The organism is Terrabacter sp. MAHUQ-38, assembly GCF_014518425.1.
Classification (GTDB): domain Bacteria; phylum Actinomycetota; class Actinomycetes; order Actinomycetales; family Dermatophilaceae; genus Terrabacter.
In genome coordinates, this window is the sequence record NZ_JACVCU010000001.1 from 419,446 (window position 1) to 444,764 (window position 25,319).

The following is a 25,319-nucleotide window of genomic DNA, read 5'->3' on the forward strand; positions in this document are numbered from 1 at the left end:
AGGCTCGAGATCAGCGCGCGTGCTCGTCGAGGAACTCGGCCCACGTGCGCCGCCCGACCGCGTGCCCCGGGGTGAGATTGGCACCGGCGCGGACTGCTCGGCCCGAGCGGCCGGCCACGCGCATCGGCACGAGCAGGCGACGCTTGCCGCTGGCCTCGAGGTAGGTCTTCGCGAGGTGGCGCATCTCGTGCACCTCCGGGCCGCCCATCTCGTCGACGAGCCCGGCGGGCGGGGCGAGCGCGAGGTCGACGAGCCGGCGTGCCACCTCGGCGGTGTCGACGGGTTGGAAACGGACACCGGCGAAGTACGGCATGAGCGGGCTCTTCGCGAGGGCCTGCACCGTCGTGAGCGCGAGGTCGTGGAACTGGGTGGCGCGCAGGGTGGTCCACGGGAGGCCGGACTGCTCGACGACGACCTCGGCCGCGCGCTTCGACGCGAAGTAGCCGAACGCCATGCGGTCCATCCGGCTCACCACCGGGATGCGTTCGGCACCAACCACCGAGATGTAGACCAGGTGCGGCGACCCGGCCGACCGCGCGGCGCGCACGAGGGTCTGCGCCTTGATCCCGTCGCCCTTCGCGCTGCCGGCGAGGTGGACGATCGTGTCGGCTCCCGCGACGGCCGCGTCGACGCCCTCTCCGGTCTCGAGGTCGCCGCGTACCGGCGTCGTCCCGTCGGTCGTCTCGCGGGCTGCGCGGCTGAGGACGCGCACGTCGGCGCCCGTCGCGACCAGCAGCGGCGTGACGTGGCGGCCGAGGGTCCCGGTGCCGCCGGTGATGAGGATGCGTGATGTCATGTCGTCTCCGTGGTCTCGGACCGGGCGCCCGCCCGGTCGCTACTGCTGGGGCTGGTGGGTCTACCCGGTACGACACCGCGACAGGAGCAGATGTGACAGAGGCGCACGAGGGAGAGCTGCACGAGAGGTTCGAGGCGCAGCGGCCGCGGCTGCGGTCCGTCGCCTACCGCATGCTCGGGTCGCTGTCCGAGGCCGACGACGCCGTGCAGGAGACGTGGCTGCGGCTGGGTCGCACCGACCCCGACGACATCGACAACCTCGACGCCTGGCTGACGACCGTCGTCGCCCGCGTCTGCCTCAACCTGCTCCGCACGCGCCGCAACCGTCGGGAGGTGCCTGTCGACGTGCACGTGCCCGAGCCCGTGGTCAGCCCCGACGGCCCCCTCGGCCCCGAGGACGAGGCGCTGCTCGCCGACTCCGTGGGCCTCGCACTCATGGTCGTGCTCGACACGCTGGCCCCGGCCGAGCGCGTCTCCTTCGTGCTGCACGACCTCTTCGCCGTCCCCTTCGAGGAGGTGGCCGAGCTGCTCGACCGGACGCCGGCATCCGTGCGCCAGCTCGCGAGCCGGGCCCGGCGCCGCGTGCAGGGCCGGGCGCCGGTGCCCGACCCCGACCTGGCCCGGCAGCGCGCGGTGGTCGACGCGTTCTTCGCCGCGGCCCGCGACGGCGACCTCGACGGGCTGGTCGCGGTGCTCGACCCGGAGGTCGTTCTGCGCGCCGACGGCGGCGCGTCGAAGGCCCGCCAGACCGTCGAGATCCGCACCGCGCGTGTGGTCGCCGCCCAGGCGGCGATGGCGGCGAAGCTGGCGCCGTTCGTCCAGCCGGCCCTCGTCAACGGCGCCGCGGGCGTCGTCGTCGTCGTGAACGGCAAGGCCTTCTCGGTCATGGCGTTCACGGTCACCGGCGGTCGCATCGCCGCCATCGACGTGCTCTACGACCCCGATCGGCTCACCCGCCTCGACCTGTCCCACTTCGGGGGGACGTAGCGACGGCGGGACTGGTGGCCGCGACGGTCAGCGCACCACCACGGCATACGTGACGAGGGCCGTCCACGCCACCCAGGCCGCGAGGCCGACGAGGACGGTCCACGGGTGGAGGGTCAGGGCGGCGACGAACTCGCGCAGGAACGCGCTCGGCACGAGGTACCACGCGGTCCGCGCGCCGGTGACGTCCGCGTCGATCCCCAGCCGCTTCGTGATGAGGGCGGCACGGCCGACGTGGTATCCGCTCGTCACGACGCGCACGTGCCGCCTGTCGACCGGGACGTCCCGTTCCCGGAGGAGCTCGCGCGCGAGCCGGAGGTTCTCCTCGGTGGTCCTCGCGCGGTCCTCGGTCAGGACGTCGCCGGGCGCCATCCCCTGCTCCACGAGGTATGCCGTCATGGCCACGCCCTCGGCCACCGGCTCGTCCGCGCCCTGGCCGCCGCTCGGGACGAGGAGAGGCGAGCGGCCCCGCGCGTGCTCGCCGCGCCACACGGCGAGGCCCGCGTCGAGGCGGCGGGCGAGCGGGCGCGGCACCGTGCCCTGCACGAGCCCGGAGCCCAGCACGATGATCGCGACGGGCGCGCGGCGTGCCCGGTGGCGGCGGTAGAGCAGGCAGTAGAGGAGATAGCTGAGGAAGGCGAGCGCCGGGTAGCCGGGCAGCAGGAGCACGACGAGCCCGACGACCGAGAGGGCGGGCTCGCCGGCGCGGGCGAGCCCGAACCCGACCGCGGTCACCACGAGCATGCCCAGCCCCAGCACGAGCGAGATCACGGTCCCGAGACCGCGACCCTCGCGGCTCAGCACGCGCAGGCCGTTGACGACGCAGAGGAGGCCGAGGACCGCAGCCAGGGCCCACGGCACGACGACCAGGGCCACCATCCCGTCGGCGAGGTCGACGAGGTCCGGCTCGACGACGACCTCGACCGCCGCCAGCCCCGTCCACGCCGCCACGAGGAGCAGCACGCCGTTGCGCCAGCGCCGGGGCTCGGTGCGCGACGAGCGGGCGAACACGGCTCCCGAGACGAACGCGGCGGCGGCGAGGGCGAGCGGGACCATGCCCCGAGCATGCCTCGACAGGGTCGGGGCCGCGGTGTCCAATCGGGTGATGGACGCCGACGAGATCCGGAGCGCCTTCCTCACTTACATGAGGGAGCAGGGGCACGTCGTCATCCCGCGGGCACCACTCGTCCCGCGGGACGACCCGACCACGCTCTTCACCGGCAGCGGCATGCAGCCCCTGCTCCCCTACCTCCTCGGGGCAGAGCACCCTGCCGGCACACGACTCGCCGACAGCCAGACCTGCCTGCGCGTGCAGGACATCGAGGAGGTGGGCGACAACCGGCACACGACGTTCTTCGAGATGCTCGGCAGCTGGAGCCTCGGCGACTACTTCAAGGAGCAGCAGATCCCGCAGTTCTGGACGTTCCTCACGGAGCGGATCGGCCTCGACCCCGCCCGGCTCTACGTCTCGTGCTTCAGTGGGGACCCGGCGAACGGCATACCCAAGGACGAGGAGTCGGCAGCGATCTGGGCCCGGCTGTTCGCGGGCGCAGGCCTCAGCGCCGACGAGGTCGAGCTCGACACGGAGGAGCGCGCGGCCGCCGTCGGTTCGTGCGGCGCGCGGATCGCCTTCTACGGCAAGAAGAACTGGTGGTGCCGGGGCGGCAGCGCGGACGAGATGCCCGTCGGCGAACCGGGCGGGCCCGACACCGAGGTCTTCTACCTCTTCCCGCAGGTCGAGCACGACCGGTCCTACGGCGAGCACTGCCACCCGAACTGCGACTGCGGCCGGTTCATCGAGCTCGGCAACTCGGTCTTCATGGAGTACGTCCGTGCGGCCACCGGGTTCGAGCCGCTGCCTCGCCGCAACGTCGACTACGGCGGCGGGCTCGCCCGGATCGCCGCGGCGGCACTCGACACCCCCGACGTGTTCCGGATCGGGCTGCTGTGGCCGATCATCGAGAAGCTCGAGGAGCTCTCCGGCCGCAGCTACGAGGACGAGACCGTCGCCATGCGCGTCATCGCCGACCACTTGAAGGGGGCGACGTTCCTGGCCGTCGACGGCGTGCGACCCGGCAACAAGGCACAGGGCTACGTCCTGCGCCGCCTCATCCGGCGCGCCGTCCGCTTCGCCCTCGGGCTCGGCTTCGAGGAAAGCCTTCTGCCGCAGGTCATCCCGACGGTCGTGGGCATCTACGACGTCCACTACCCGGAGGTGAAGGAGCACGCCGACTTCGTCGTGGCAGTCCTCTCCAAGGAGGAGCAGGCGTTCCGGCGGACCCTGCGCAAGGGTCTGCGCCAGCTCGAGACCTACCACGACACGGGCGTCACCGGGGTGGAGCTCTTCGTCCTCCATGACACCTACGGGTTCCCGGTCGAGCTGTCCACCGAGGAGGCGCACGCCGAGGGCATCGCCGTCAGCGACACATGGCGCGAGGAGTTCGACCAGCAGATGGCAGCGCAGCGCGCCCGCTCGCTGCGCGCCTCGGGCGAGACGGCGGCCGAGTGACTCGAGGTGGCCGTCAGGAATCGAGAAGCGCGGACCGCTCCGGCGCTCTAGCGTGAGCGCCATGTCCAGGAACGGAGACACGAGAACCATGGCCGCGAGGACCGATACGCCGTCGCCCACCCTGCACGTCGCCGACAGCCACGACCTGATCCGCGTGCAGGGTGCGCGCGTGAACAACCTCAAGGACGTCAGCGTCGAGATCCCGAAGCGCCGGCTGACCGTGTTCACCGGCGTCTCCGGATCGGGCAAGAGCTCGCTGGTGTTCGACACGATCGCCGCCGAGTCCCAGCGGATGATCAACGAGACCTACAGCGCCTTTCTGCAGGGCTTCATGCCGACGCTGGCGCGGCCCGAGGTCGACGTCCTCGACGGGTTGACGACCGCGATCCTCGTCGACCAGGAGCGGATGGGCGCGAACCCCCGCTCGACGGTCGGCACGGTGACCGACGCCAACGCGATGCTGCGGATCCTGTTCAGCCGGCTGGGCAGGCCGCACGTCGGGCCGCCGACGGCCTTCTCGTTCAACGTCCCGACGCGCAAGGCGAGCGGGGTCATGAGCACCGACAAGGGCGGCCGCGTCGAGAAGAGCGTGGTGCGCGACGCCGTCTACCTGGGGGGCATGTGCCCGCGCTGCGAGGGCATGGGCGCGGTCACCGACTTCGACCTGACCGCGCTCTACGACGACAGCCTCTCCCTCAGCCAGGGCGCCCTGACGATCCCCGGCTACAGCATGGATGGCTGGTACGGCCGCATCTTCAGCGGCTCCGGCTTGTTCGACATGGACAAGCCGATCAGCAGGTACACCAAGAAGGAGCTGCACGACCTGCTCTACAAGGAGCCGACCAAGATCAAGGTCGAGGGCATCAACCTGACGTACGAGGGCGTGATCCCGAAGATCCAGAAGTCGATGCTCTCCAAGGACGTCGACGCGATGCAGCCGCACATCCGCGCCTTCGTCGAGCGGGCGGTGACGTTCACGACCTGTCCTGAGTGCGACGGCACCCGGCTCACCAAGGAGGTCCTCGCCTCCAGGATCCGGGGGAAGAACATCGCCGACCTCTGCGCGCTGCAGATCACCGACCTGGCCGACTGGGTGCGCGGCCTCGACGAACCGTCGGTGGCTCCGCTGCTCACCGGGCTGCAACACCTGCTCGACGCGTTCGCGCAGATCGGGTTGGGCTACCTCTCGCTGGACCGTCCGTCGGGGACGCTCTCCGGCGGTGAGGCCCAACGGACGAAGATGATCCGCCACCTCGGCTCGTCGCTCACCGACGTCACGTACGTCTTCGACGAGCCGACGATCGGCATGCACCCCCACGACATCGAGCGGATGAACGCCCTGCTGCTGCAGCTGCGGGACAAGGGCAACACCGTGCTCGTCGTGGAGCACAAGCCCGAGACCATCTCGATCGCCGACCACGTCGTCGACCTCGGCCCCGGCGCCGGGACGGGCGGCGGCACCATCTGCTTCGAGGGCACGGTGGACGGGCTGCGCGGAAGCGACACCACGACCGGTCGCCATCTCGACGACCGGGCGAAGCTCAAGGGATCGGTTCGCTCGTCGTCCGGCGCGCTGGAGGTCCGCGGGGCGTCGGCGCACAACCTCCGGGACGTGGACGTCGACCTCCCGCTCGGGGTGCTCTGCGTGCTCACAGGGGTCGCCGGATCCGGCAAGAGCTCCCTGGTCCAGGGCTCGGTCGCCGGCCGTGACGGCGTCGTGGTGATCGACCAGGGAGCGATCCGCGGCTCGCGGCGCAGCAACCCGGCGACGTACACGGGCCTGCTCGACCCGATCCGCAAGGCGTTCGCCAAGGCCAACGGCGTGAAGCCCGCACTGTTCAGCTCCAACTCCGAGGGCGCCTGCCCTGCCTGCAACGGCGCGGGCGTGATCTACACGGAGCTCGGTGTGATGGCGACGGTCGAGTCCGTCTGCGAGGAGTGCGAGGGCAAGCGGTTCCAGGCCTCTGTGCTGGAGTACACCTTCGGCGGCCGCACCATCGCCGAGGTGCTCGCGATGCCGGTTACCGAGGCCGAGGAGTTCTTCGGTGGCGGCGACGCGGCCACGCCGGCCGCGCACACGATCCTGCGCCGGCTCGCCGACGTCGGGCTCGGTTACGTCAGCCTGGGCCAGCCGCTGACGACCCTCTCCGGAGGCGAGCGGCAGCGGCTCAAGCTGGCCACCCAGATGGCCGAGAAGGGTGACGTCTACGTCCTCGACGAGCCGACGAGCGGACTGCACCTCGCTGACGTCGAGCAGCTGCTCGGGCTGCTCGACCGCCTCGTCGACTCCGGCAAGTCGGTCATCGTCATCGAGCACCACCAGGCCGTCATGGCGCACGCCGACTGGATCGTCGACCTGGGACCCGGGGCCGGCCACGACGGCGGTCAGGTGGTCTTCGAGGGCACGCCCGCCGCACTCGTCGCCGACCGTTCGACGCTGACCGGCAAGCACCTGAGCGAGTACGTCGGGGCCTGATGGCCCGGCGGGCGCGTGGCCGAGCTGGTCGGCCACGCGCCAGCCGTCACTGGCAGCAGGCGTTGTAGCCGCGGTCCATCCAGAACTGGGTGGGCACCGGGTTCACGAGCGTCGTGTCGCTGCTGAACGTCGCCGCCGTCTGGCGGCCGGGCCGCATCTCGACGTGCGTGTGCGAGCCGGCGGCACCGCGGGCGGCCTCGTCGCCGATCTTCTGACCGCGCGAGATCGCCTGTCCCACAGAGAAGGTCAGTGGGTTCAGGTGCAGGTAGACGACCGTCTTGTCGTACGTCGCGTTGTAGACCGCGAGAGTGGACAAGGCGTCGGTGGCGTCACTTCCCTCGGTCACGCGGGTCACCGTGCCGCCGAGCACGGCGAAGACGTCGGCGCCCGACTGGTACGCGACGTCGATGCCCTCGTGCCGACCCGCGGTGTTGAGATACCCGTCGAACCAGGCGGTGACACGGGCCGATGCCGAGTGGTACACACCGAACTCGAAGTCGTCGTTGGCGCCGACGCCGACGAGGTGGCCGGCGTTCTCGTTCTTCAGCTCCGAGCGCAGGTTCGCCCTGACACCCGGCTCGATGGAGTCGATGGCGCCGGACCAGCCGCTCCGGTAGAACACCGTCGCCACGGCGCCCTCACGGTTCCACACGGACGCCGCGTTGTTCTTGACGCACTGGCCGCTGCCGCTGCCGGCGGAGACGAACGCGACACAGCCGGCTCCCGTCCCGTAGTCGGACTGGCTGTTGGCGAGGTCGACGAGCGACCCCTGGTTGTCGGAGTTGTAGTAGAGGCAGAACTCGCCTGTCTCACAGACGCCGTTCTTCGCGGTGGCCGCCTGCGCGGTGGGCACGGGCGCCACCAGCGCACCGGCGAGGGTGGTCGCGGCTGCGACCACTGCAAAGGTGTTCTTCTTCATGGTTCCCCTGTGTGCCGCGGGGCTCGCGCCCCTTGCTCCCACGAGCGCGAACGCGGACGCGGGCCGTACGCGCGTCAGGCTAGGGGCAGCAGCCGCCTCGGCGGGATGGGGAGGACTCCCCATCCCGACAGGTAGGTCCTCACACTCTCCGGACGGGAGCGACTCGGCGGCGACACGGCATGCCGAAGACGCCTCCGACGATCGTCACCACGGGTCCCGGGATCTCCCTGGTCACTGCTGCCTTCTCGTCCGCAGACGCGCCGTCCAGGCCCCACGCGATGAAACGGCCTCCCTTGACGGGAGTCAGGCGCTTGCCGAACTTCTCGGCTGGCTCGGGGACCTCCGGCGCGTCACGGTGCCTGGAGGAGGATCGGTTCCATCTCTGTCTCCACGTGCTCGAAGTGCGAGAGGGTCACCTGCTGAAGTCGTGTCATCGCCGCCTTCGAGTGCGTCGAGGAACCGCTGGAGGTCCCTGCGGACCGCGCCGTTTGATCGCCTTGTTCATGCTGAACCTTGGCCACACCCTGAGCCGGGGCGGCACGGACACGAGGGCGGCCGCAACCTTCAGTGGATCAGGTCCCGCCAGTTCACCGGCACGCGGTCCCCCGGAGCCGGCGACCCCTGCTCGACCGGGCGGCTCGTCGGCGGTGCGAGCTCCGGCCCCCTGACGAACTCCTCGGTCCGATAGTCGTAGAAGAACGCCTCCCCCGGCTCGAAGCTGCGCGTCACCGGATGTCCCGTCTCCCGCGCATGGGCAGAGGCGTGCTGCGCCGGCGACGTGTCGCAGCACCCGATGTGGCCGCACTGCGCGCAGCGCCGTAGATGAACCCACCAGCCGCCACCGGCGAGGCACTCGAGGCAACCCGTCCCGCTCGGAGCCACGGTGGGGTCGATCCCGGAGAGCGCGTCATCCGTCATGTCCGCAGCCTACGACGGCCCGGCCGCGGCCGCCCGCGCGTCAGCCGCCGGTATCTATCGGCTCGCTCGGACCACTGTGTGGTGTCGGCGCGGCCTCGGGGGCCGTGCCCCGCCGAGAGGAAGTCCCATGCCCGCCAGCACATCCAAGGCCGCCGTGCGTCCCGTCCGGGTGGACAAGGCCCACCTCGTCCTTCGCTCCCGTCAGCCGGCGCTGCTCATGGCCAACCCGAACTACTTCGGGACCCTTGCTGAGTCAGAGCTCCCGGTCGTCACACCGATCAAGGGCAACACGTCGTTCGAGACGCTGACCTGTGTCGGCCTCAATCCCGCTCTCGACCAGGCCGAAGCCGTCGTCCGCGTCAAGGCCAACTCCGGATACGGCGGGACGCTCTGCAACGGCGGATCCCGCGAGTACGTCCGCTTCTTCGTGTCGTACGACAACGGCGCAAGCTGGGTCGACGTCGGCATGGACTCCTTCAGCGTCCACGACACCACGGGTGCGCGGCCCCTCGACTTCGCGGTCAACCTGGCGATCCCGGTGAAGCACCGGTGGTGCTTCGTCGAGAACAAGCCGACGCTCCGCGCGATCCTCTCGTGGAGCCAGCCGCCGACGGCCGGCGATCCGAACTTCGTCCCGGTCTGGGGCAACGTCGTCGACGTCGTCGTGCAGCCCACGGGGTCCAAGCTCCTCGTCGTCGGCGACCTCGTCGAGGCGCTCGAGGTCAAGCTCCCTGTGCCGCTCGTCGACATCGTCGAGGTCGACCAGCCGCTCGTGCTCAAGGATCCGCCGCCGGCTCCGCTCTCGACTCTGGTGAAGACCTACACGAAGGACAAGGTCGAGCCGCACCGCTTCGTCTTCCCACAGGTCAACCAGGCCCTGCTCGCCTCAGGGGGTCTCCTCGCCGACGTCACCGAGGTGCAGCCCGGCCCCGATCCGACGAAGCCGCGGGGTCTCGCCGCTGACGCCGGACTCGCCGCGTCGATGTTCCCCGGGTCGATGTTCGACTTCGGGGGCCTCGACCTCGACATCACCGACATCCTCGACGCGCTCGCCACGACCGACGGCAACACCGATTTCGAGGAGCTCGGCTGCATCGGCTACGACCCGGTCGAGGACGCCCTCGTCGGCGTCGTCACGATCAAGCGGCCCAGCGGCTACTCCGGTGGTCCGTGCACCGCAGGCAGCACAGAGTACGTCGCCTTCTGGATGGACTGGGGCGGCGGCCTCGAGTACGTCGGCACCGCGAGCGTCAAGGTCCACGACGTGACCGTGCCGGCCGGAGGCCTGCGCTACGCGGTCTTCCTCCCGATCGCGAGCTTCGCCCACCGCCGCGCCTGCGTCGACGGGCCGGTCCAGCCGAAGGTGCGCGCGATCCTCTCCTGGGCGGCGGCGCCCCCGACCGGTAACCCGGACTGGGTGCCGACGTGGGGCAACCGCGAGGAGACGACCGTCCAGCTGCCAGCCGGCGTCGTCGTCGGGCTGCGTCCCATCGTCGACGCGATCAGCGGTGTGCCGGTCTGCGCGATCGACCAGAACGACGGTCGCACCCTGGACCCGGCCGACCAGCCGTTCGGCGGCGTCGTCACGGTCACCGGCTTCATCCCCGGCGCGCCGGACATCAGCGCCGTCCCGAGGAAGTACCGCGTCCGCGTCCGCGACGTCGACAACGGCGGCTCCTTCAAGGCGTTGACCAACGACTTCGGGATCACCGTGACCCAACAGGTCGGGGCGGCACTGCCGACGCAGTTCGCGATGACGCAGTCGACCGACTCAGACGACTTCTACACCTACCAAGAGGACCCCAACATCGCCGGTGCAGGGTGGCGCCGCGTCGTCGGCAACGTGCTCGCCGTGTGGTCGACGTCCGTGCCGATGACCGGTCGATGGGAGATCGAGGTCGTGGCGAAGGATCCGATCGGCACGATCTACTCGGCGCAGACGGTCCTGTGCGTCGACGGGACGACCCGCGCCAACGTCCGGCTCCGGCTCGACGAGGTCGCGCCGACGAGCACCTTCACGATCACGGAGTACATCCGCGGCGGGACGACGTTCCCGGCGCAGGAGTGCATGAAGTTCAAGCTCGGCGACATCCTCGTCGGCTCCTACTCGGTGTCGGACGACCACTTCCGCACCGTGGCCCTGGAGCTCGACCCAGCCGGTCCTGCCGCGGGCACGACGCCGACGCTCTCCGGACCGTCGACCTTCCCGCTGGCTCCCACCGTCGGCACGTCGGGCACGTGGCAGCTGAACACCGCGATCATGGCGCCATGCGGTTACGTCCTGCGCCTCCGGGCCTGGGACCGCACGATCGTCTCCGGCAGCAGCATCGGCTGGGAGGCGGTCCCCAAGGCGATCGGGTTCTCGCTCGAGGCCTGATACCCGACCCCCAGCGCGGGGTGACGTCCGTCGCCCACGTGAGCTCAGCGGCATACGAAACAGGTCGTATGCCGCTGAGCCCCGTCCGGGGTCCGCGAGGCGCTCAGGACTGGGTGCGGAGGTAGCGCCCGAAGTGCGGCACGGTGAAGGCGATGAGTCCTCGCTCGCCGGAGTAGATGAGCCCCTTCTTGATGAGCGCGTCGCGCGCGGGTGACAGCGACTGCGGCTTGCGTCCGAGGACGTCGGCCACGGCAGAGGTCGGGACCGCCTCGCGCTCATCGGCCGGCGAGTCGCCTTGCTGCTCATGCGAGTTCACGAGCGCTGCGTCGGCCATGGCACGGAGGTACTCCCGCTCGGCCGGCGTCGCCCGCTCGAAGCGCGAGCCGAAGAAGCCGACGGCGAGCTCGGACTCCGCCTCGGGCACGGCGACACGGATGTCCTGTGCGGTGACGGGTGACGTCGGCGCGACGTCCCAGACGACCTTGCCGTAGGCCTGGATGAAGTATGGGTACCCCGCGGTGACGGCATACATCTCGTCGAGAGCCTCGGGAGTGAACTCGCACTCCTCCTCCGAGGCGGGGCCGACGAGAGCCTGGTCAGCGGCCTCGCGCGGCAGGCGGTCGATGCGGGAGTAGCGAAAGAGCCTCTCGGAGTAGGACTTCGACGCGGAGAGGACGGCGGGCAGGTGGGGAAGACCTGCGCCGACGACGATGACGGGCAGGCCCGACTGGGAGATCTCGTGGCACGCCGCGCACAGGGCCGAGACGTCCTCGGGGTCGAGGTCCTGCATCTCGTCGATGAAGAAGGCGACACCCTTGCCGACGTCGGCTGCGAGGCCACCGATGTCGGTGAAGAGCTCGACGAGGTCGATCTCGATGTCGCCCGAGTCGGCGCGGCCCGTCACGGCGGGCACGTCGATGCCCGGCTGCCACTTGTCGCGCAGCTTGGCGCCGGAGGGTGCGTCGCGCAGGGCGAAGGACTTGATGATGCCGAGAACCTGGTCGACGTCGTCGGCCCGGGGGTGGCCGAGCTCGCGCACGGCCTGGTGCGCGGCGGCGGCGAGCGGGCGCCGGAGGCGCTGGTCGGGGCGCGCCTCGAACTTGCCGGTGCCCCAGTCGGCCCGCACGGCCGAGCTGCGCAGGGCGTTGAGCAGCACGGTCTTGCCGACGCCGCGCAGCCCGGTGAGGACGATCGAGCGCTCCGCGCGGCCGCGCGCGATGCGTTCGAGCACGACGTCGAAGGTGCGCAGCTGCTCGTCGCGACCGGCGAGCTCGGGTGGGCGCTGGCCCGCGCCCGGGGCGTACGGGTTCGTGATCGGGTCCACGCTCGGAGGGTATACGCGTCTCTACCGGAAACCTGAGACATCCACATAGGGCGCCATCGGCGCGTCGCGCGCCCGGGACAGCAAGGGACGACCTGCCGCGCCCGCTCGACGGGACCCACGTCGTTTGAGGGGAATTCCACTCAATACGGGCATGAAAAAGCGCCGTTCCGCACGGTCAGGGGTGGTCATGCGGAACGGCGCCTTGCGACTATAACGCTCCCAGCGGAGAAACGGTCAAGTGATCGACGAGATTTCAAAAACCTCGTCGGGGCTCGCGATGGCGTCCTGCTCGGCGACGAGTCGCATCTCCTCCGCGCCACTCGCGTGCGTGCGCTCCAGGACGGCGTACATGGTGGCCGCCGTGCGGCTCAAGGCCACCTGCGGACCGTCCGTGAGGTAGTGGGCGAGGAAGACCGCAGCGGTCACGTCTCCGCCTCCGCGCACCGTCATCGGGAGCAGCGGGGTCGTCACGACCCAGGCGTCGCCGGCCGTGACGCAGACCATCTGGATCGAGCCCGGCGGGGTGTCGGAGGTCAGGGCGCTGGTGACCAGGACGACGCTCGGACCCCGCGCCAGCAGCTCGCGGGCCCCCGCGACGAGGTCGGCCTGCGTGGTCAGGTCGCGGCCGACGAGGAACGCGAGCTCGAACTGGTTCGGCGTGACGATGTCGGCCCGCGGCACGACGTGGTCGCGCAGGTACTCGGGGATGCCATCACGCACGAAGAACCCTCGGCCCACGTCACCCATGACGGGATCGCAGCAGTAGACCGCGGAGCGGTTGGCCTCCTTGACCCGCGCGACGGCGTCGAGCACGACCTCGCCGACCGCCTCGGCGCCCTGGTAACCCGACAGGACGGCGTCGATCGCCGGGAAGACGCCGCGCTCCTCCACGCCGTCGATGACGGCCGCCACGTCGGCGGGTGCGATGAGCGGCCCGCGCGTCGAGCCGTAGCCGGTGTGGTTGGAGAAGGTCACCGTGAGCACGGGGTACACGTCGTGCCCGAGGCGCTGGAGCGGGAAGACTGCAGCCGAGTTGCCGGCGTGACCGTAGGCGACGTGGGACTGGATCGACAGGATCTTCACCCCGCCACCCTAGAACGACGCGGCTGGGGCTCGACTCGCATGGGCCTGAGAGGATGGAGGGCATGAGCATCCCCACGACGACCGTGTCAGAGCTGCCCGACGACGCCCTCCTCGTCGACGTCCGGGAGGCCGACGAATGGGCTGCGGGCCACGCACCCAACGCGATCCACATCCCGCTCGGCGAGCTCCCCTCGCGTCTCGACGAGCTGCCCGAGTCCGACGACACGGTGGCGATCGTCTGCCGGATGGGCGGACGCTCGGCCCGCGCCGTGCAGTGGCTCGTGCACCAGGGCTACGACGTCGCGAACGTCGAGGGCGGGATGCTGGAGTGGCAGCGCGCCGGCAAGCAGCTCGCCGCCGACGGCGAGCCGGACATCATCTGAGGAGCCGGTCAGGCCTCGCGCACGACCGCTCCCTGGGCGATGACGACGCGCACCCGCTCCAGCGCGTCGGCGACCTCGAGCGGGTTCGCGTCGACGACCACGACGTCGGCGAAGGCCCCGGGGACCAGCCGCCCGGCCTCGCGGGGCCAGCCCAGGAGGCGAGCGGCATACGTCGTCGCCGCGCGGAGCGCCTCGAGGTGGCTCAGGCCGGCCTCGACGAGCAGGCGCACCTCCGCGCCGATCGGGTCGACGTCGGTCCCGAACGAGTCGGTGCCGGCCACGATCGTCACGCCGCGCTCATGGGCCTCGCGCACGGCCGCCATGAGGATCGGGGCGTACTCGCGGCCGCGGGCGTCGAGCACCGGGTTGCTCGAGCCGATCATGCCGGTGATCGCGGCCAGCGTCGGCGTGAAGTGGGTGCCCCGGCGGGCCATCTCCGAGATCGTCGCGTCACCGACGAAGACACCGTGCTCGATGCTGCGGACGCCGGCTCGCACGGCGCCGTCGATGCCGTCCTCGCTGTACGCGTGGCAGAGGACGGGTCGCCCGCTCGCGGCGCGCACGACGGCCGACAGCTGCTCGCGGTCGTAGACGAGCTCCGTCGGGTCCTGCTCGGCGAGCCCTGCGCGCGGGTTGGCGCGCGTCTTCACGACGTCGACGCCGCGGGAGACGTTGACCTTCGTGACGTGGGCGATGTCGGTCGTCGACGTCACGCCGCCGGGCAGGGCGGCGAGCGGGGCCAGGTCGGGGTCGGCGAGCACCGAGTCGCCGAGCTGCGGCGAGACGAAGATGCCCGCGGCGCGCATCCGCGGCGCGGTGCCAGGGGCCCAGTCGGGCATGGAGCGCATCGCGACGTCCTGGTAGAAGGTCGACGAGCCGCTGCGCACCGACGTGGCGCCGGCCTGGACGATGGCGCGGGCGTCGGCGAGCGCGTTGGCGTGCACGTGGACGTCGATGAGGCCGGGCAGGACCCAGCGGCCCGATGCGTCGACGCGTCGCGCGGCGGCACCGACCGAGGTGACCGCCCGCCGGGTCGTGTCGCGTGAGCCGACGGCGAGGACGCGGCCGTCGCGCAGGACGACGACGCCGTCCTCGACGACGTGGCCGGTCAGCGGGTCGACGACGGAGCCGCCCTCGACGACGAGGGGAGCCGGGGTGCTCGGCCGGACCGAGCCGGTGTGGCCCCGGGCCGCGTCGTCAGCAGCCTGGGCCGAACCGGCGGAGGCGACGCCGCTCGTCGTGACACCGGCGAGCACGGCTGCGCCGGCGAGGACGTTGCGGCGGGAGAGTGCCGAAGGCGGCAGGGTCGGCGTGGCGTCGTGGTCGTGCAGGCACATGGCGGGTCCTCCTGGGCTAGGCTCGGCATGAGCCAGATTTGGTATACCAAATTGGTATACCAAAATGGAGGGAGGGGTCAATGCCTACTCGTGAGGAACATGCCGGCTCGCTGCGCGACTCGGTGACGCAGGCCCTGCGCGAGCGCATCGTCTCGGGCGACCTCGCACCCGGAAGCCGGGTCGTCGAACGCCAGGTCGCCGACCAGCTCGGGGTCTCCCGCGTGCCCGTGCGCGAGGCGCTGCGCATGCTCGAGCGCGAGGGCTTCCTCGAGGAGCGCGCCACCCGCGGCATGGTCGTGCGCCGTCTCGACCCCGACGACGTCGAGATGCTCTTCGCCGTGCGCGAGTCCCTCGAGGCCGTGCTCTCGCGACGCCTCGTCGACGTCCTCGACGACACCGGGCTCGCGGCGCTCGACGGGCTCGTCGCCAGCGCCGACGCCCACGATCGCGCCGGGCGGCACACGGAGGCGGTCCGGGCCAACGCCGAGTTCCACTCCGCTCTCGTCGACCTCGCCCGCAGCCGCGTGCTCAGCTCGATCATCGAGCCCGTCGCGGGGCGCATGGCCTGGCTGCTCAACCAGCACACCGAGCCGGCAGCCATGGTGGCCGAGCACCGCTCGATCGTCGAGGCCCTGCGCTCGCGGGACGCCGACCGGGCGGCCGCGGTCTTCGCCGATCACCTCGCGAGCAGCAAGGCCGCCGTGGCGAGGCTGGCCCCGCGCCCCTGAGGCAGGCGCGGGTCGCGCGAGGCCTCAGGCCACGGGGATCGTCGCGGGCTCGGTGCAGATCAGGTCGTCACCCGACGGCGCGGCGGTCGGTGCCTGGAGAACGTCTCCACGTGCAGGGACCGCCCGCAGCGTCCCGGTGCGCTCGCCGACCTGCACGCAGAACTGCCACTGCTCGACGCCCGCCCCCACCGCGGCACGCGGCGCGTCGAACGAGTCGCCGGGCACGTCGAGCGTCGGCGGCGACACGGCATACGCCCGGCCCGTGAGGCGTGCCCCAGCCTCGAGCGCGCGGGCACCGGTCACCGGTGCGGCAGCGAAGCGGACACCCGGCGCGGGCGCGAAACCCTGCTTGCTGAGGCGCAGGACGCCGGACTCGACGTAGACCCACGCGTGCTCGGGGTTGACGTCCTGCGGCACGGTGGCGCTGCCCAGGTCGTCGGGCACGACGTCGTAGGCCACGAGCGGTGCGGAACCGGTGTTGGTGAGGGTGTACTCGACGACGAGGCCGGGCATCCGGCGAATGCCGTTGCCGGATGGGTGCTGCGGGAGCCCCACGGCCATCGATGCCTCCAGGCGCACGGCCCCCGACGTGACCGTGTGCCGGTCCGCTGGGGCGCTGCTCGTGGCGCTGCTCGTGGCGTTGTTCGTGTCGGTGCTCGGGCCGCTGGCCGTGGAGCTGCTCGTGCCGGCGTCGCCGACCTGGGTGGACGTGGCCGACGGGGACGGGACCTGGCCGCACGCGCTCGTGGCGAGGACGGCCGCGGCGGCGACGGCGACACCTGCAACGACGGGACGGACCGGGTGGAGGGGACCGCGCAGGGCGCGGCGCGTCAACGACTTCATGATGGGGAAGACAACCATGACCCCGGAACCGTTGCATTCCGGACGAATTCGCCGCGTCTCACTTGAGCAGCTTGGACATCCGGCGGTCGGCGAGCGGCTTACCGCCCGTCTGGCACGTGGCGCAGTACTGCAGCGAGGTGTCGGCGAAGGACACCTCACGGACGATGTCACCGCACTCGGGACACGTCTCACCGGTGCGGGCGTGCACGCGCATGCCGGCCCGCTTGGCGTCCTTGAGCTCCTTCGCGGGCTTGCCGGACGCCGTCGCGACGGCACTGGCGAGCGTCTCGCGCAGGGCGGCATACAACCGGTCGACGATCTCCGGGGCGAGCGAGCCCGCGATGGCGAACGGACTGATCTTCGCGACGTGCAGGATCTCGTCGGAGTACGCGTTGCCGACGCCGGCGATGAACTCCTGGTCACGCAGCAGGCCCTTGATCTGCGTGCGCCGACCGTCGAGCATGGCCCGGAAGCGGTCGAGCGTGAAGTCGTCGGCCAGCGGGTCGGGGCCGAGGCGCGCGATGCCCGGAACCTGCGCTGGGTCGGTGACGATGTAGGCGGCGAGCGACTTCTTGGTGCCGGCCTCGGTCAGGTCGAAGCCGGAGCCGTCGGAGAGCCTGACCCGCAAGGCGATCGGCGACTTGCCGGGGCGCAGGACCGTCGATGGCAGCTGGTCGGACCAGCGGAGCCAGCCGGCCCGGGCGAGGTGGAACACGAGGTGCGTGCCGTCGGCGTCGATGTCGAGGAACTTGCCGTGGCGATGGACGCCGTCGACCGGGACACCCTCGAGCGCCTGGGGCGGCGGGTTGAACGTCTTGAGCACGCTGAACGACGCGAGCTCGACACTCGTGATGGCGAGACCGTCCGTCCGCTCGGCGAGGAAGTCGACGAGCGCCTGCACCTCCGGCAGCTCAGGCATGGCCCCAGTCTGTCATCCGGCACCCACCGGGCGGCCGGGTCGCGACGGCTGCTGCTCGGGCGCCACTGCCTCGCCGACCCGCCCGGCCTCCTCGAGCACCCGCAGCAGGCCGTAGCCGTCGGGAGCCGAGAAGGTCGGCACCGACCGCGCGGCCCACGGCCGGAGCGGAGGGTCGAGCTTGATCGGGTTGGACAGCACCTGCTCGGTCGGTGAGAGGTGGCGGATGCAGACCGCGTCGACGTGGTCGGGCCGCGCCTCCGCGAACTCCGAGTAGAGCGCCGGGTCGTGCTGGCCGTCGTCGCCGACGAGAAGCCACGTGATGCGCGGGAAGTCGCGCGCCAGACGGTGCAGGCACGTGCGCTTGTGGTCCTGACCGCTGCGGAACCATCCCGTGTTGGTCGGGCCCCAGTCGGTCATGAGCAGGGGCCCGAGCGGGAAGCCGTTCTCGAGCAGGAAGCGGGTCAGCGTCGGCGTCGTGTTCCACGCGCCGGTGGAGACGTAGACGATCGGCGCGCCCGGGTGGGCCGAGAGGATGCGGCGGTACATCGGCGCCATGCCCGCGACGGCGCGACGGGTCTTGCCCCGCAGCACGAAGGTGTTCCAGGCGGCGATCATGGGCCGCGGCAGCATCGTCGTGATGACGGTGTCGTCGATGTCGCTGATGATCCCGTGCGTCACGTCGTCGGCGACGATGAAGACGTCGGCCGGCACCGGGTCGGCGCCCTGCGCCTTGACGACGACCTGCTGCCAGCCGGGCTCCAGGCCATGGTCGTGGGCGACGAGGTCGATGTGGCCGCTGCGGTCGGACCGGCCGTAGACCTCGCGGTCGCCGATGGTCACCGTCACCGGGACCCCGCTCGCGTGTGCGCTGACGAAGACCCGCCAGCCACGGTCGTAGCGCGGGGGCGCGAGCGCTCCGGTGGCGTCCTGCCGGCTCGGCGGCCCCGCTTGGCCCTTGCGCTGCAAGAGGATCCGAGCGAAGACGCGCACGAACGACGTCGATCCGTAGCCGATGTGCGTGACGACCTTGTTGCTCCACCCCCGCCGGCGGAGGACGCGCTCGACCTGCCGGTTGAAGGCGTCCTCGACGATGGCGGCCGCGTGCGGTCGTGACATGGCCACAACCTACCCGCCGACGCGGCGACGAAGCGGGGCGGCGTGCCAACAGGTGGACCCCGACGGGCGAGCGCGACGGACGACGGGTTGTATGGACGCCGTGCACCCCATTGCCGAAGTCCTCAGCAAGGCCGCAGGCGGCGACTTCCCCGCCGTCGACGGCAGCTGGCAGCGCATCGAGCCGTGGCGTCCCGGCGTCGAGGGCGTGCTCGCCTTCACGGGGCATGCCTACCTCGCGGTCGACGACGACGTCTCGGACGGCACGCTCGTCTCACTCGGCCCCGACGGCTACGGCGGCGCCAGCAACCCACGGGTCGTGTCGCGCCTCGCCGGCCGCGGCTGGATCGACGCCCTCGACATCGTCCTCGTCGCGCGGGGCACCGGTGGGGAGCCGGCCCTCGTCCCGCGCAGCGACCTGCGCAACCACCCGCGCGCGCAGCACGCGACCTCGGTCCGCAGCGACGTCGCGACCTTCGGGTATGCCGCCCCCCACGACCACACGCTCGTGACCCTCTCGACAGGGCTGGGTGGCCTGCCGGAGGTGGGCGTCGAGACGGACCCGGGCAAGGAGCACGTCGGCGGTCACGTCGTGCGCGACGCCCTGACCCTCGTGCCCGAGGGTGACGTCGTCGTCGCGGCCTGCGCGCCGGGCAACGCGCGGGCCCTGCGCGCCTTCCTCTCCGCCGGGTTCGAGCCGGTCGCGTCGGTGCAGCTCTGGCGTCCGGAGCGCTAGCGGTCGCCCAGGCCGGACGATTGGCGCGTGTCGGGCCGACGTGCTGGGATCTGCGCGTGGACAACGGCGTTGGCTTCGGCAGTGAGGCACATCGACGGCAGGCCCGCACGCTCGTGTGGCCGGTGCTGCCCCTCGCGGCGGCCGGCTGGTGGGTCGTCGGCGCGCTGCCCTGGATCGTCGACGGCCTCGGTGCCCGGTCGCCCCGCACCTGGCCCGCCGACGTCGCGACGGGCTCGGTGACCGACGGCTACCTCACCCTGCTGCCCTTCACGACCCCGCGGCTCGGCCTGCTGCTGAGCCTCACCCTCGTCGGCGGCGCAGTCGCGGCCTCCTCCACCCTCTGGGTGCGTCCACGCGAGGGCCGGGGGCTCGCATCCGTCGCCTCTGCGGTCGTCGGGGCTCTCACCGCGGCGGCGTACACCATCACGCAGTCGGCCGGAGCCACCCGCCAGCTCGGCACCGACTTCGACCGGGACGACCGGGTGCTCCTCGGGGTGCTCGCCGTCGCGGTCGCAGGCACCATCCTCGGTCTCACGCTGGGCGTCGTCGTGGTCAAGGCCGGTCCCGTCCTGCGCGCCCTCGCCGCCGCGCCGCTCGCCGTCGCGCTCAGCGGCTGGGTCGGCGCGCTGCTCGTGGCCCTGCGCGGTGCCGAGCGGTCCCGCGAGCTGCTGCCGTGGACCCCGCTCGTCGGCGCCGTGGTCGTCGGCCTGACGCTGGCCGGGCTCGGGCTGCGGTCGGTCGGACGCGCCGTCGCGTGGTCCGGCGCGCTCGCGGTCGTCGCCGTGTGCACTGCCGGCCAGACCGCGTTCGGGTACCTCGTCTCGCTGCTACGGCCCCGCTCGGGCCTGCCCCACGGCCTGCGTGAGCACGTCGAGGCCGGTCGCGACGTCTTCCTGCTTGCGCTGCGCCCGGAGCACCAGTCCTGGCCCCTGTATGCCGTCGCCGTCCTCGTCGGAGGGTTCGGCACCGCCGTGCTGTGGCGGGCTGGGCGGTGACGGGTCGCGCCACCCGGGCCACGTACCGTGGGGCCATGCTCAGGGGATCCCGGCTCAGGTCATTGGTCGCCGTCTCGTTGTCGGGCGTGCTCGTCGGCACGCTCGGCGCCGGGTGCTCGCTCTTCGAGTCGCCGCCGGCGCCGGACGACACGGCTCGGGCGCTCGCGGCAGGGCTCGTCAAGGCCGACCTCGGCGCGGTGGCGTTCAAGGGCACGACGCCCGCCAAGGCGACCGCCTTCGTCAAGGCCGCCTACAAGGACCTCGGCGCCTTGAGGCCCCAGGTGTCGCTCAGCGACCTCAGCCACAACGAGGGGTCCGACCACGCCACGGCGACGCTCTTCAGCCGCTGGGACGTGTCGAAGTCCTCGACGGACTGGACCTACGAGACCCAGGTGAACCTCACGCTCGTCGACGACCAGTGGAAGGTCACGTGGACCCCGGGCGTCGTCGCTCCGCAGCTCGCCGCCGACGAGACGCTCGACATCGCCCGGAAGTGGCCCAAGCGTGCCGACATCGTCGACGCGTCCGGGAGCAAGATCATGACCGAGCGAGAGGTGTCGGTCGTCGGCATCGACAAGACGAAGGTGTCGGGCGGTGCGGTCGCCGCGTCGGCCAAGCGGCTCGCGGGGCTCCTCGAGATCGATCCGACGAGGTATGCCGCGAAGGTGACCGCCGCGGGGCCGAAGGCGTTCGTCGCGGGCCTGACCCTGCGCCAGACCGACCCGATCCTCGAGAAGAACGGCGCGGCCATCGAGAAGGTCACGGGCGCCCTCACCGTGCCCGCCCTCCAGGTGCTCGGGCCGAGCCGCACCTGGGCCGCCCCGATCCTCGGCACGGTCGGCGAGGCCACGGCCGAGCAGGTCCAGGCGTCGAAGGGTGCGCTCGAGGCCGGCGACACCATCGGCAAGAACGGCCTCCAGTACCGCTACGACGCCCAGCTGCGCGGCACGGCCGGACTCGCCGTCCACGCAGTCAAGCGCGGCGCCGACGGGAGCGCGCTCGAGAAGCGCGAGCTCTTCGCCGAGGTCTCGACCGAGGGCCAGCCCCTCACGATCACCCTCGACCCGAAGGCCCAGAGCGCCGCCGAGGCCGCCCTCGCCAAGCAGACCAAGCATCCGACCGCCCTCGTCGCCGTGCGGGTGTCGACCGGCGAGATCCTCGCCGCCGCGGTCGGACCGGGCGCCGACGGCTCGACGCTGGCCCTCGCCGGCAAGGAGGCGCCCGGCTCGACGTTCAAGATCGCCAGCTCGCTCGCGCTCGTGCGCAAGGGTGCCACCGCCGACACGAAGCTGCCCTGCACGCCGACCCTCTCGGTCAACGGACGCCGCTTCAGCAACTACACGACCTACCCGTCCGACAAGCTCGGCGACATCCCGATGCAGACGGCTCTCGCGTACTCGTGCAACACCGCCTTCATCAGCCAGTACAAGAAGGTGAACCAGCACGACCTCGCCTCGGCCGCGCAGTCGCTCGGCATGGGAGAGAAGCTCGACCTGCCGTTCACCGGGTTCCTCGGGTCGGTGCCGACGACCGACGACGTCGTCGAGCACGCCGCGTCGTTCATCGGTCAGGGCCGCGTCGAGGCCTCGCCGCTGACGATGGCCGTCGTGGTCGCCTCGGTCATGAAGGGGCAGACGGTCCGGCCGAAGCTCGTCGCCGGCGACGAGTCACTGCCGCCCCCCACGACGCCGCTCGACCCGACCGAGGCCGGGGTCCTGCGCCAGGAGATGCGGGCCGTCGTCAACGAGGGCTCGGGCAAGATCCTGAAGCAGGTCGGGGTCGAGTTCGCCAAGACCGGCACGGCCGAGTTCGGCACGAAGAGCCCGCCCGACACCCACACCTGGATGGTCGCCGGCCGCGGCGACATCGCGATCGCGGCCTACAACGAGGTCGGCGACAACGGCGTGACCGGTTCGGCGCCGTTCATCCTCAGCTTCCTCAAGGCGTACGACCTGCGCTGACCCCGTCAGCCCCCGCTCGACGTGTGGAGCGGTGGAAAGTGCCCACTCGACACAGAGGCTCGTCGAGTGGGCACTTTCGCGCGGGCTACTGGGCTGTGATGACGTCGACGTCGGCGGCGCGCACGAACGCGAACCGGTGGCCGAGCGAGATCTGGTAGTAGCGGTCCTGCCCGACGACGTCGACGTGGTCGTTCGGCGTGTCGGGTGAGAACGTCACGGCCCGGTAGTAGTTCGTCGGGACCGTGAGGTCGCCGACGGCATACCGCTGGCCCGCCGCGAAGGTGTACTGCAGCGGCGCGAGCGGCTGCACCGGGATGCCAGCCGGGTACGCCGCCGCCTCGGGGTACGCGCGACCGTAGACGGGGGCCTTGGCCAGGCCCGCCTTGGGCACGACGTACGAGCCGGTGACCGGGATCGCCGTCGGCGCGGACGCCGGGTTGAGGAACCAGGCCTTGACGCCGTTGAACCAGATCGCCGTCCAGTCACCTTGGCGCTCCGCCACGGCGAACGTCAGCCCGGCCTGGGCGCGGGCACCGATGTCGGAGACCCGGGTGGTCGACGGCGCTCCGCCGGGCCTCAGCCCGACGTCGTTGACGAGCGGCGCCGTCTCGGACGGCGACGTGCGCAGGTAGACGAAGTTCGTGCCCTGCTGGCCACAGCTGTCGGCGACGCCGGTCGCGCAGAAGGTCAGCGGCTGCACGTTCGCGTCGAAGCCGGGCAGGATGCGCACGAGGTCCTTCGCGCCCTCCGCCTCGTGCGACGACAGTGGGGCGCCGAGCAGCTGGAAGTAGTGCTCCCAGTTCCAGTACGGGCCCGGGTCCCAGTGCATGCCGGCGACGTTGGCCGGGGTGACGCCGGGGATCTGGTCGTGGCCGAAGACGTGCTGCATGTCGAGCGGGATGTCGTACTTCGTCGCCAGGTAGCGCACGAGGCGCGCGGACGAGCGGTACATCGGCTCGCTGAACCACTCGGCACCGGTCGCAGCGAAGCCCTCGTGCTCGAGGCCGATCGAATGGCTGTTGACGTACCAGTTGCCCGCGTGCCAGCCGACGTCCTTCGGCTCGAGGTGCTGGGCGATGAGGCCGTCGGAGCTGCGCAGACTGTACTGCCACGACACGTACGTCGGGTCGGTGACGAGCTTCAGCGTCGTCGCATAGCTCGCCTCGGTGTTGTGGATGACGATGTTGGTGATCTTCGGCGAGGTCGGCCGGTTCGCGAGGTCGTGGTTGCCGTAGTCACCGCCGCCGAGGTCCTGGTAGGGCGCTGGTACCCAGTCGCACTCGAGCCCGGGCGGGCAGTCGACCGCGGGGTTCGTCGTCTTCTCGACGAGGCCGAGCCTGCCGAGCTGGCCCCTGTCCGGCGCCGCCGTGGAGGGCAGGAGCGACACGTCCTTGCCGTCGACCGTGTGGCGCGAGGCTCCCGCCGCGATGACGGCGTACGTGTCGTCGGCGAACGCGGCCGCGACGTCCTCCTGCACGGACCCCGAGGCGTCGGCCACCGCGGCATACCACTGGCCCGCGTCGGTGCCGGCGCCCGAGGGCAGGCCGAGCCGGCTCTGCGTGGCGGCGAGCAACGCTGCTCCGCCACGGATGTTCGCGAGCTCGTCGGTGCGCAGCGCGTCCTCGTCCAGCCCGGTCAGCTGGGCCGCGCGACCGAGCGTGTCGGCGACCGGGGTCGCCCGGGAGGCCGCCGAGGCGGCCGGTGCCTCGCCGAGGCCCTTGGCCTCCGTGGGCGAGCCGAGGTCGGCGTCGACGAGGTGCATCGGGCCGTAGCCGCCCGAGGTGCTGTGCCCGGGGTTGAAGTCCCAGCGCGTCTGCGCGTACGACACCGCCTCGAGGACCGTGCGCGGCACGCCGTACTCGGCCGAGGCCGTGGCAAAAGCGCGCTCACGGCTGCCAGCGTCGGTGCCGGAACCGGTGCCGGCACTCGTCGTCGCGGGGTCGGCGGCCTGCGCCGTCGGGCTCCCCATGGCCAGTCCGGCCGCCACGGCGGCCACCGTGGCGAGTGCGGCGACGGACTGCCGCGCCCGGCGGGCCCCTCGTGTTCGCTGTCGTGTGCTGTTGGCTGTCACTCGCTTGTCCCTTTCGTCTCCCTGTGGCCACAAGGCGATCCGAGCCGACACGGGTATGCCGTCTCCGACCTCGCTGTGGGTTCGAGGTGCGGCCGGACCCGAGTCCGGGACACACCTCTGACAGCGAGCATTCACGCGCATCCCGAAGCCCGCCACTCGAAAACGCCGACGAGTTCTGCCGACTCCGCCGCGTCGCACGTGCATCGGCAGGCCCCACGGCGCACCATGGTCACCATGGGGCGCGGAGGCCGATGGGTGGGACTGGCCGTGGCAGCACTCCTCGTCGGTGGGTGCGGTGCGGCCCCGGCCGCCGATGCGTCCGGCGACGGCTCGCGCCCTGTCGCCACGACGACCAGCGCGACCCGACGACTCGTTGCCGGCGGGGACTCGGCCTCCCCGTCCTACAGCCCTGAATTCCCCCTCACGCTGCGGCGTACCGGCGGCATCGCCGGCTTCGACGACCGCGTCGTGCTCGAGGCCGACGGGCGCATCCGCGTCGACACCCGCTCGGTCCACGGTCGCGTCTGCACCCTTACCGCATCGCAGCAGCGGCAGCTCGTGACGCTGCTCGCGACGTTGCGGCTCAGCGTTGCCACGGACCTGCCGACCGACGACCTCCCACCGCTCGACCCGGACCAGACCGAGAGCGACCCGATCACCATCTCGGTCACCGACGACCTGGCCCGCGAGCTCGCGCTCAGCGACCCCTCGCTCGGGGAGGTCGCCGGCCTCGTCGCGACCCTGGTCAGCGACGTCACGCTCTCCGTGCCCGCCACGACGCGGTGCACGCAGAAGGCCGGTATGCCGCCGGGGTGACCCGGCGGCATACCGACCTGTTGACGTACGGG

The 25,319-nt window shown here is 71.6% G+C and carries 21 protein-coding genes; 10 read left to right on the forward strand and 11 right to left on the reverse strand.

Annotation, left to right across the window (positions count from 1 at the left end; genetic code table 11):
* Positions 1-10 precede the first annotated feature (10 nt).
* Complete coding sequence (locus tag H9I49_RS01990; RefSeq protein WP_188028640.1) at positions 11-796, reverse strand: SDR family oxidoreductase; 786 nt, start codon at positions 794-796, stop codon at positions 11-13.
* Between the two features lie 92 nt (positions 797-888).
* On the opposite strand from H9I49_RS01990, the gene sigJ reads away from it, so the two are divergent.
* The gene (gene sigJ, locus H9I49_RS01995) at positions 889-1,782 is read left to right on the forward strand and encodes an RNA polymerase sigma factor SigJ (protein ID WP_370587391.1); all 894 of its coding nucleotides are present in this window, start codon (positions 889-891) and stop codon (positions 1,780-1,782) included.
* 27 nt (positions 1,783-1,809) lie between these two features.
* Here sigJ and H9I49_RS02000 read toward each other — a convergent pair whose 3' ends face one another.
* Positions 1,810-2,835, reverse strand: a complete 1,026-nt coding sequence (locus H9I49_RS02000) for a YdcF family protein (protein ID WP_188028642.1) — start codon at positions 2,833-2,835, stop codon at positions 1,810-1,812.
* A gap of 49 nt (positions 2,836-2,884) precedes the next feature.
* Between H9I49_RS02000 and H9I49_RS02005 the strand changes: the two genes are divergently transcribed.
* Together H9I49_RS02005 and H9I49_RS02010 are read left to right on the forward strand one after the other, a co-directional pair.
* Positions 2,885-4,288 (forward strand): alanine--tRNA ligase-related protein, encoded by a 1,404-nt coding sequence (locus H9I49_RS02005; protein WP_188028643.1) that lies wholly within the window; start codon positions 2,885-2,887, stop codon positions 4,286-4,288.
* 88 nt (positions 4,289-4,376) lie between these two features.
* Positions 4,377-6,764 (forward strand): excinuclease ABC subunit UvrA, encoded by a 2,388-nt coding sequence (locus tag H9I49_RS02010; RefSeq protein ID WP_188029566.1) that lies wholly within the window; start codon positions 4,377-4,379, stop codon positions 6,762-6,764.
* Between the two features lie 46 nt (positions 6,765-6,810).
* Here H9I49_RS02010 and H9I49_RS02015 read toward each other — a convergent pair whose 3' ends face one another.
* A complete protein-coding gene (locus H9I49_RS02015) occupies positions 6,811-7,683 on the reverse strand; it encodes a peptidoglycan DD-metalloendopeptidase family protein (protein WP_188028644.1) in 873 nt (290 codons plus the stop codon).
* Positions 7,684-8,247: 564 nt separating this feature from the next.
* A complete protein-coding gene (locus H9I49_RS02020) occupies positions 8,248-8,601 on the reverse strand; it encodes a UBP-type zinc finger domain-containing protein (RefSeq protein ID WP_188028645.1) in 354 nt (117 codons plus the stop codon).
* Between the two features lie 127 nt (positions 8,602-8,728).
* On the opposite strand from H9I49_RS02020, the gene H9I49_RS02025 reads away from it, so the two are divergent.
* Positions 8,729-10,978, forward strand: coding sequence for a hypothetical protein (locus H9I49_RS02025; protein WP_188028646.1), 2,250 nt, complete (start codon positions 8,729-8,731; stop codon positions 10,976-10,978).
* A gap of 103 nt (positions 10,979-11,081) precedes the next feature.
* Here the strand turns inward: H9I49_RS02025 and H9I49_RS02030 are convergent, their stop codons facing one another.
* Together H9I49_RS02030 and pdxY are read right to left on the reverse strand one after the other, a co-directional pair.
* Positions 11,082-12,302 (reverse strand): ATP-binding protein, encoded by a 1,221-nt coding sequence (locus H9I49_RS02030; protein WP_188028647.1) that lies wholly within the window; start codon positions 12,300-12,302, stop codon positions 11,082-11,084.
* 234 nt (positions 12,303-12,536) lie between these two features.
* Complete coding sequence (gene pdxY / locus H9I49_RS02035) at positions 12,537-13,385, reverse strand: pyridoxal kinase PdxY (protein ID WP_188028648.1); 849 nt, start codon at positions 13,383-13,385, stop codon at positions 12,537-12,539.
* A gap of 53 nt (positions 13,386-13,438) precedes the next feature.
* Here pdxY and H9I49_RS02040 point away from each other — a divergent pair, with 53 nt between their 5' ends.
* Positions 13,439-13,768 (forward strand): rhodanese-like domain-containing protein, encoded by a 330-nt coding sequence (locus H9I49_RS02040; protein WP_188028649.1) that lies wholly within the window; start codon positions 13,439-13,441, stop codon positions 13,766-13,768.
* Positions 13,769-13,776: 8 nt separating this feature from the next.
* Here the strand turns inward: H9I49_RS02040 and H9I49_RS02045 are convergent, their stop codons facing one another.
* Positions 13,777-15,105 carry an amidohydrolase family protein gene (locus tag H9I49_RS02045; protein WP_188028650.1) on the reverse strand — a complete coding sequence of 443 codons (1,329 nt, stop codon included), beginning with the start codon at positions 15,103-15,105 and terminating at the stop codon, positions 13,777-13,779.
* Between the two features lie 80 nt (positions 15,106-15,185).
* Between H9I49_RS02045 and H9I49_RS02050 the strand changes: the two genes are divergently transcribed.
* Positions 15,186-15,833 carry a GntR family transcriptional regulator gene (locus H9I49_RS02050; protein WP_188028651.1) on the forward strand — a complete coding sequence of 216 codons (648 nt, stop codon included), beginning with the start codon at positions 15,186-15,188 and terminating at the stop codon, positions 15,831-15,833.
* Between the two features lie 24 nt (positions 15,834-15,857).
* Here H9I49_RS02050 and H9I49_RS02055 read toward each other — a convergent pair whose 3' ends face one another.
* From H9I49_RS02055 to H9I49_RS02065, 3 genes are read right to left on the reverse strand one after another with little or no spacing between them, the layout of a single operon-like run.
* Positions 15,858-16,694, reverse strand: coding sequence for a hypothetical protein (locus tag H9I49_RS02055; RefSeq protein ID WP_188028652.1), 837 nt, complete (start codon positions 16,692-16,694; stop codon positions 15,858-15,860).
* Positions 16,695-16,734: 40 nt separating this feature from the next.
* Positions 16,735-17,595, reverse strand: coding sequence for an Fpg/Nei family DNA glycosylase (locus H9I49_RS02060; protein WP_188028653.1), 861 nt, complete (start codon positions 17,593-17,595; stop codon positions 16,735-16,737).
* Positions 17,596-17,607: 12 nt separating this feature from the next.
* Positions 17,608-18,711 (reverse strand): App1 family protein, encoded by a 1,104-nt coding sequence (locus H9I49_RS02065; protein WP_188028654.1) that lies wholly within the window; start codon positions 18,709-18,711, stop codon positions 17,608-17,610.
* Between the two features lie 100 nt (positions 18,712-18,811).
* Between H9I49_RS02065 and H9I49_RS02070 the strand changes: the two genes are divergently transcribed.
* Genes H9I49_RS02070 through H9I49_RS02080 form a run of 3 tightly spaced genes read left to right on the forward strand, consistent with a single transcriptional unit; the run spans position 18,812 to position 22,400 of the window.
* The gene (locus tag H9I49_RS02070) at positions 18,812-19,444 is read left to right on the forward strand and encodes an N-acetyltransferase (protein WP_223128230.1); all 633 of its coding nucleotides are present in this window, start codon (positions 18,812-18,814) and stop codon (positions 19,442-19,444) included.
* 56 nt (positions 19,445-19,500) lie between these two features.
* Positions 19,501-20,439, forward strand: a complete 939-nt coding sequence (locus H9I49_RS02075) for a hypothetical protein (protein WP_188028656.1) — start codon at positions 19,501-19,503, stop codon at positions 20,437-20,439.
* Between the two features lie 35 nt (positions 20,440-20,474).
* Complete coding sequence (locus H9I49_RS02080) at positions 20,475-22,400, forward strand: penicillin-binding transpeptidase domain-containing protein (RefSeq protein ID WP_223128231.1); 1,926 nt, start codon at positions 20,475-20,477, stop codon at positions 22,398-22,400.
* Positions 22,401-22,485: 85 nt separating this feature from the next.
* Here the strand turns inward: H9I49_RS02080 and H9I49_RS02085 are convergent, their stop codons facing one another.
* Positions 22,486-24,471 (reverse strand): N-acetylmuramoyl-L-alanine amidase, encoded by a 1,986-nt coding sequence (locus H9I49_RS02085; protein WP_188028657.1) that lies wholly within the window; start codon positions 24,469-24,471, stop codon positions 22,486-22,488.
* Positions 24,472-24,738: 267 nt separating this feature from the next.
* On the opposite strand from H9I49_RS02085, the gene H9I49_RS02090 reads away from it, so the two are divergent.
* Complete coding sequence (locus H9I49_RS02090; protein WP_188028658.1) at positions 24,739-25,287, forward strand: hypothetical protein; 549 nt, start codon at positions 24,739-24,741, stop codon at positions 25,285-25,287.
* Positions 25,288-25,319: the final 32 nt, after the last annotated feature.

Excerpts from the sequence above, each read along its gene's own strand:
- H9I49_RS02050 (WP_188028651.1), top strand. The coding sequence starts at position 15,186 with ATGCCTACTCGTGAGGAACATGCCGGCTCGCTGCGCGACTCGGTGACG.
- H9I49_RS01990 (WP_188028640.1), bottom strand. The coding sequence starts at position 796 with ATGACATCACGCATCCTCATCACCGGCGGCACCGGGACCCTCGGCCGC.
- H9I49_RS02000 (WP_188028642.1), bottom strand. The coding sequence starts at position 2,835 with ATGGTCCCGCTCGCCCTCGCCGCCGCCGCGTTCGTCTCGGGAGCCGTG.
- H9I49_RS02020 (WP_188028645.1), bottom strand. The coding sequence starts at position 8,601 with ATGACGGATGACGCGCTCTCCGGGATCGACCCCACCGTGGCTCCGAGC.
- H9I49_RS02010 (WP_188029566.1), top strand. The coding sequence starts at position 4,377 with ATGGCCGCGAGGACCGATACGCCGTCGCCCACCCTGCACGTCGCCGAC.
- H9I49_RS02045 (WP_188028650.1), bottom strand. The coding sequence starts at position 15,105 with ATGTGCCTGCACGACCACGACGCCACGCCGACCCTGCCGCCTTCGGCA.
- H9I49_RS02005 (WP_188028643.1), top strand. The coding sequence starts at position 2,885 with ATGGACGCCGACGAGATCCGGAGCGCCTTCCTCACTTACATGAGGGAG.
- H9I49_RS02040 (WP_188028649.1), top strand. The coding sequence starts at position 13,439 with ATGGAGGGCATGAGCATCCCCACGACGACCGTGTCAGAGCTGCCCGAC.
- H9I49_RS02080 (WP_223128231.1), top strand. The coding sequence starts at position 20,475 with ATGCTCAGGGGATCCCGGCTCAGGTCATTGGTCGCCGTCTCGTTGTCG.
- H9I49_RS02015 (WP_188028644.1), bottom strand. The coding sequence starts at position 7,683 with ATGAAGAAGAACACCTTTGCAGTGGTCGCAGCCGCGACCACCCTCGCC.
- H9I49_RS02060 (WP_188028653.1), bottom strand. The coding sequence starts at position 17,595 with ATGCCTGAGCTGCCGGAGGTGCAGGCGCTCGTCGACTTCCTCGCCGAG.
- H9I49_RS02025 (WP_188028646.1), top strand. The coding sequence starts at position 8,729 with ATGCCCGCCAGCACATCCAAGGCCGCCGTGCGTCCCGTCCGGGTGGAC.
- H9I49_RS02055 (WP_188028652.1), bottom strand. The coding sequence starts at position 16,694 with ATGGTTGTCTTCCCCATCATGAAGTCGTTGACGCGCCGCGCCCTGCGC.
- H9I49_RS02065 (WP_188028654.1), bottom strand. The coding sequence starts at position 18,711 with ATGTCACGACCGCACGCGGCCGCCATCGTCGAGGACGCCTTCAACCGG.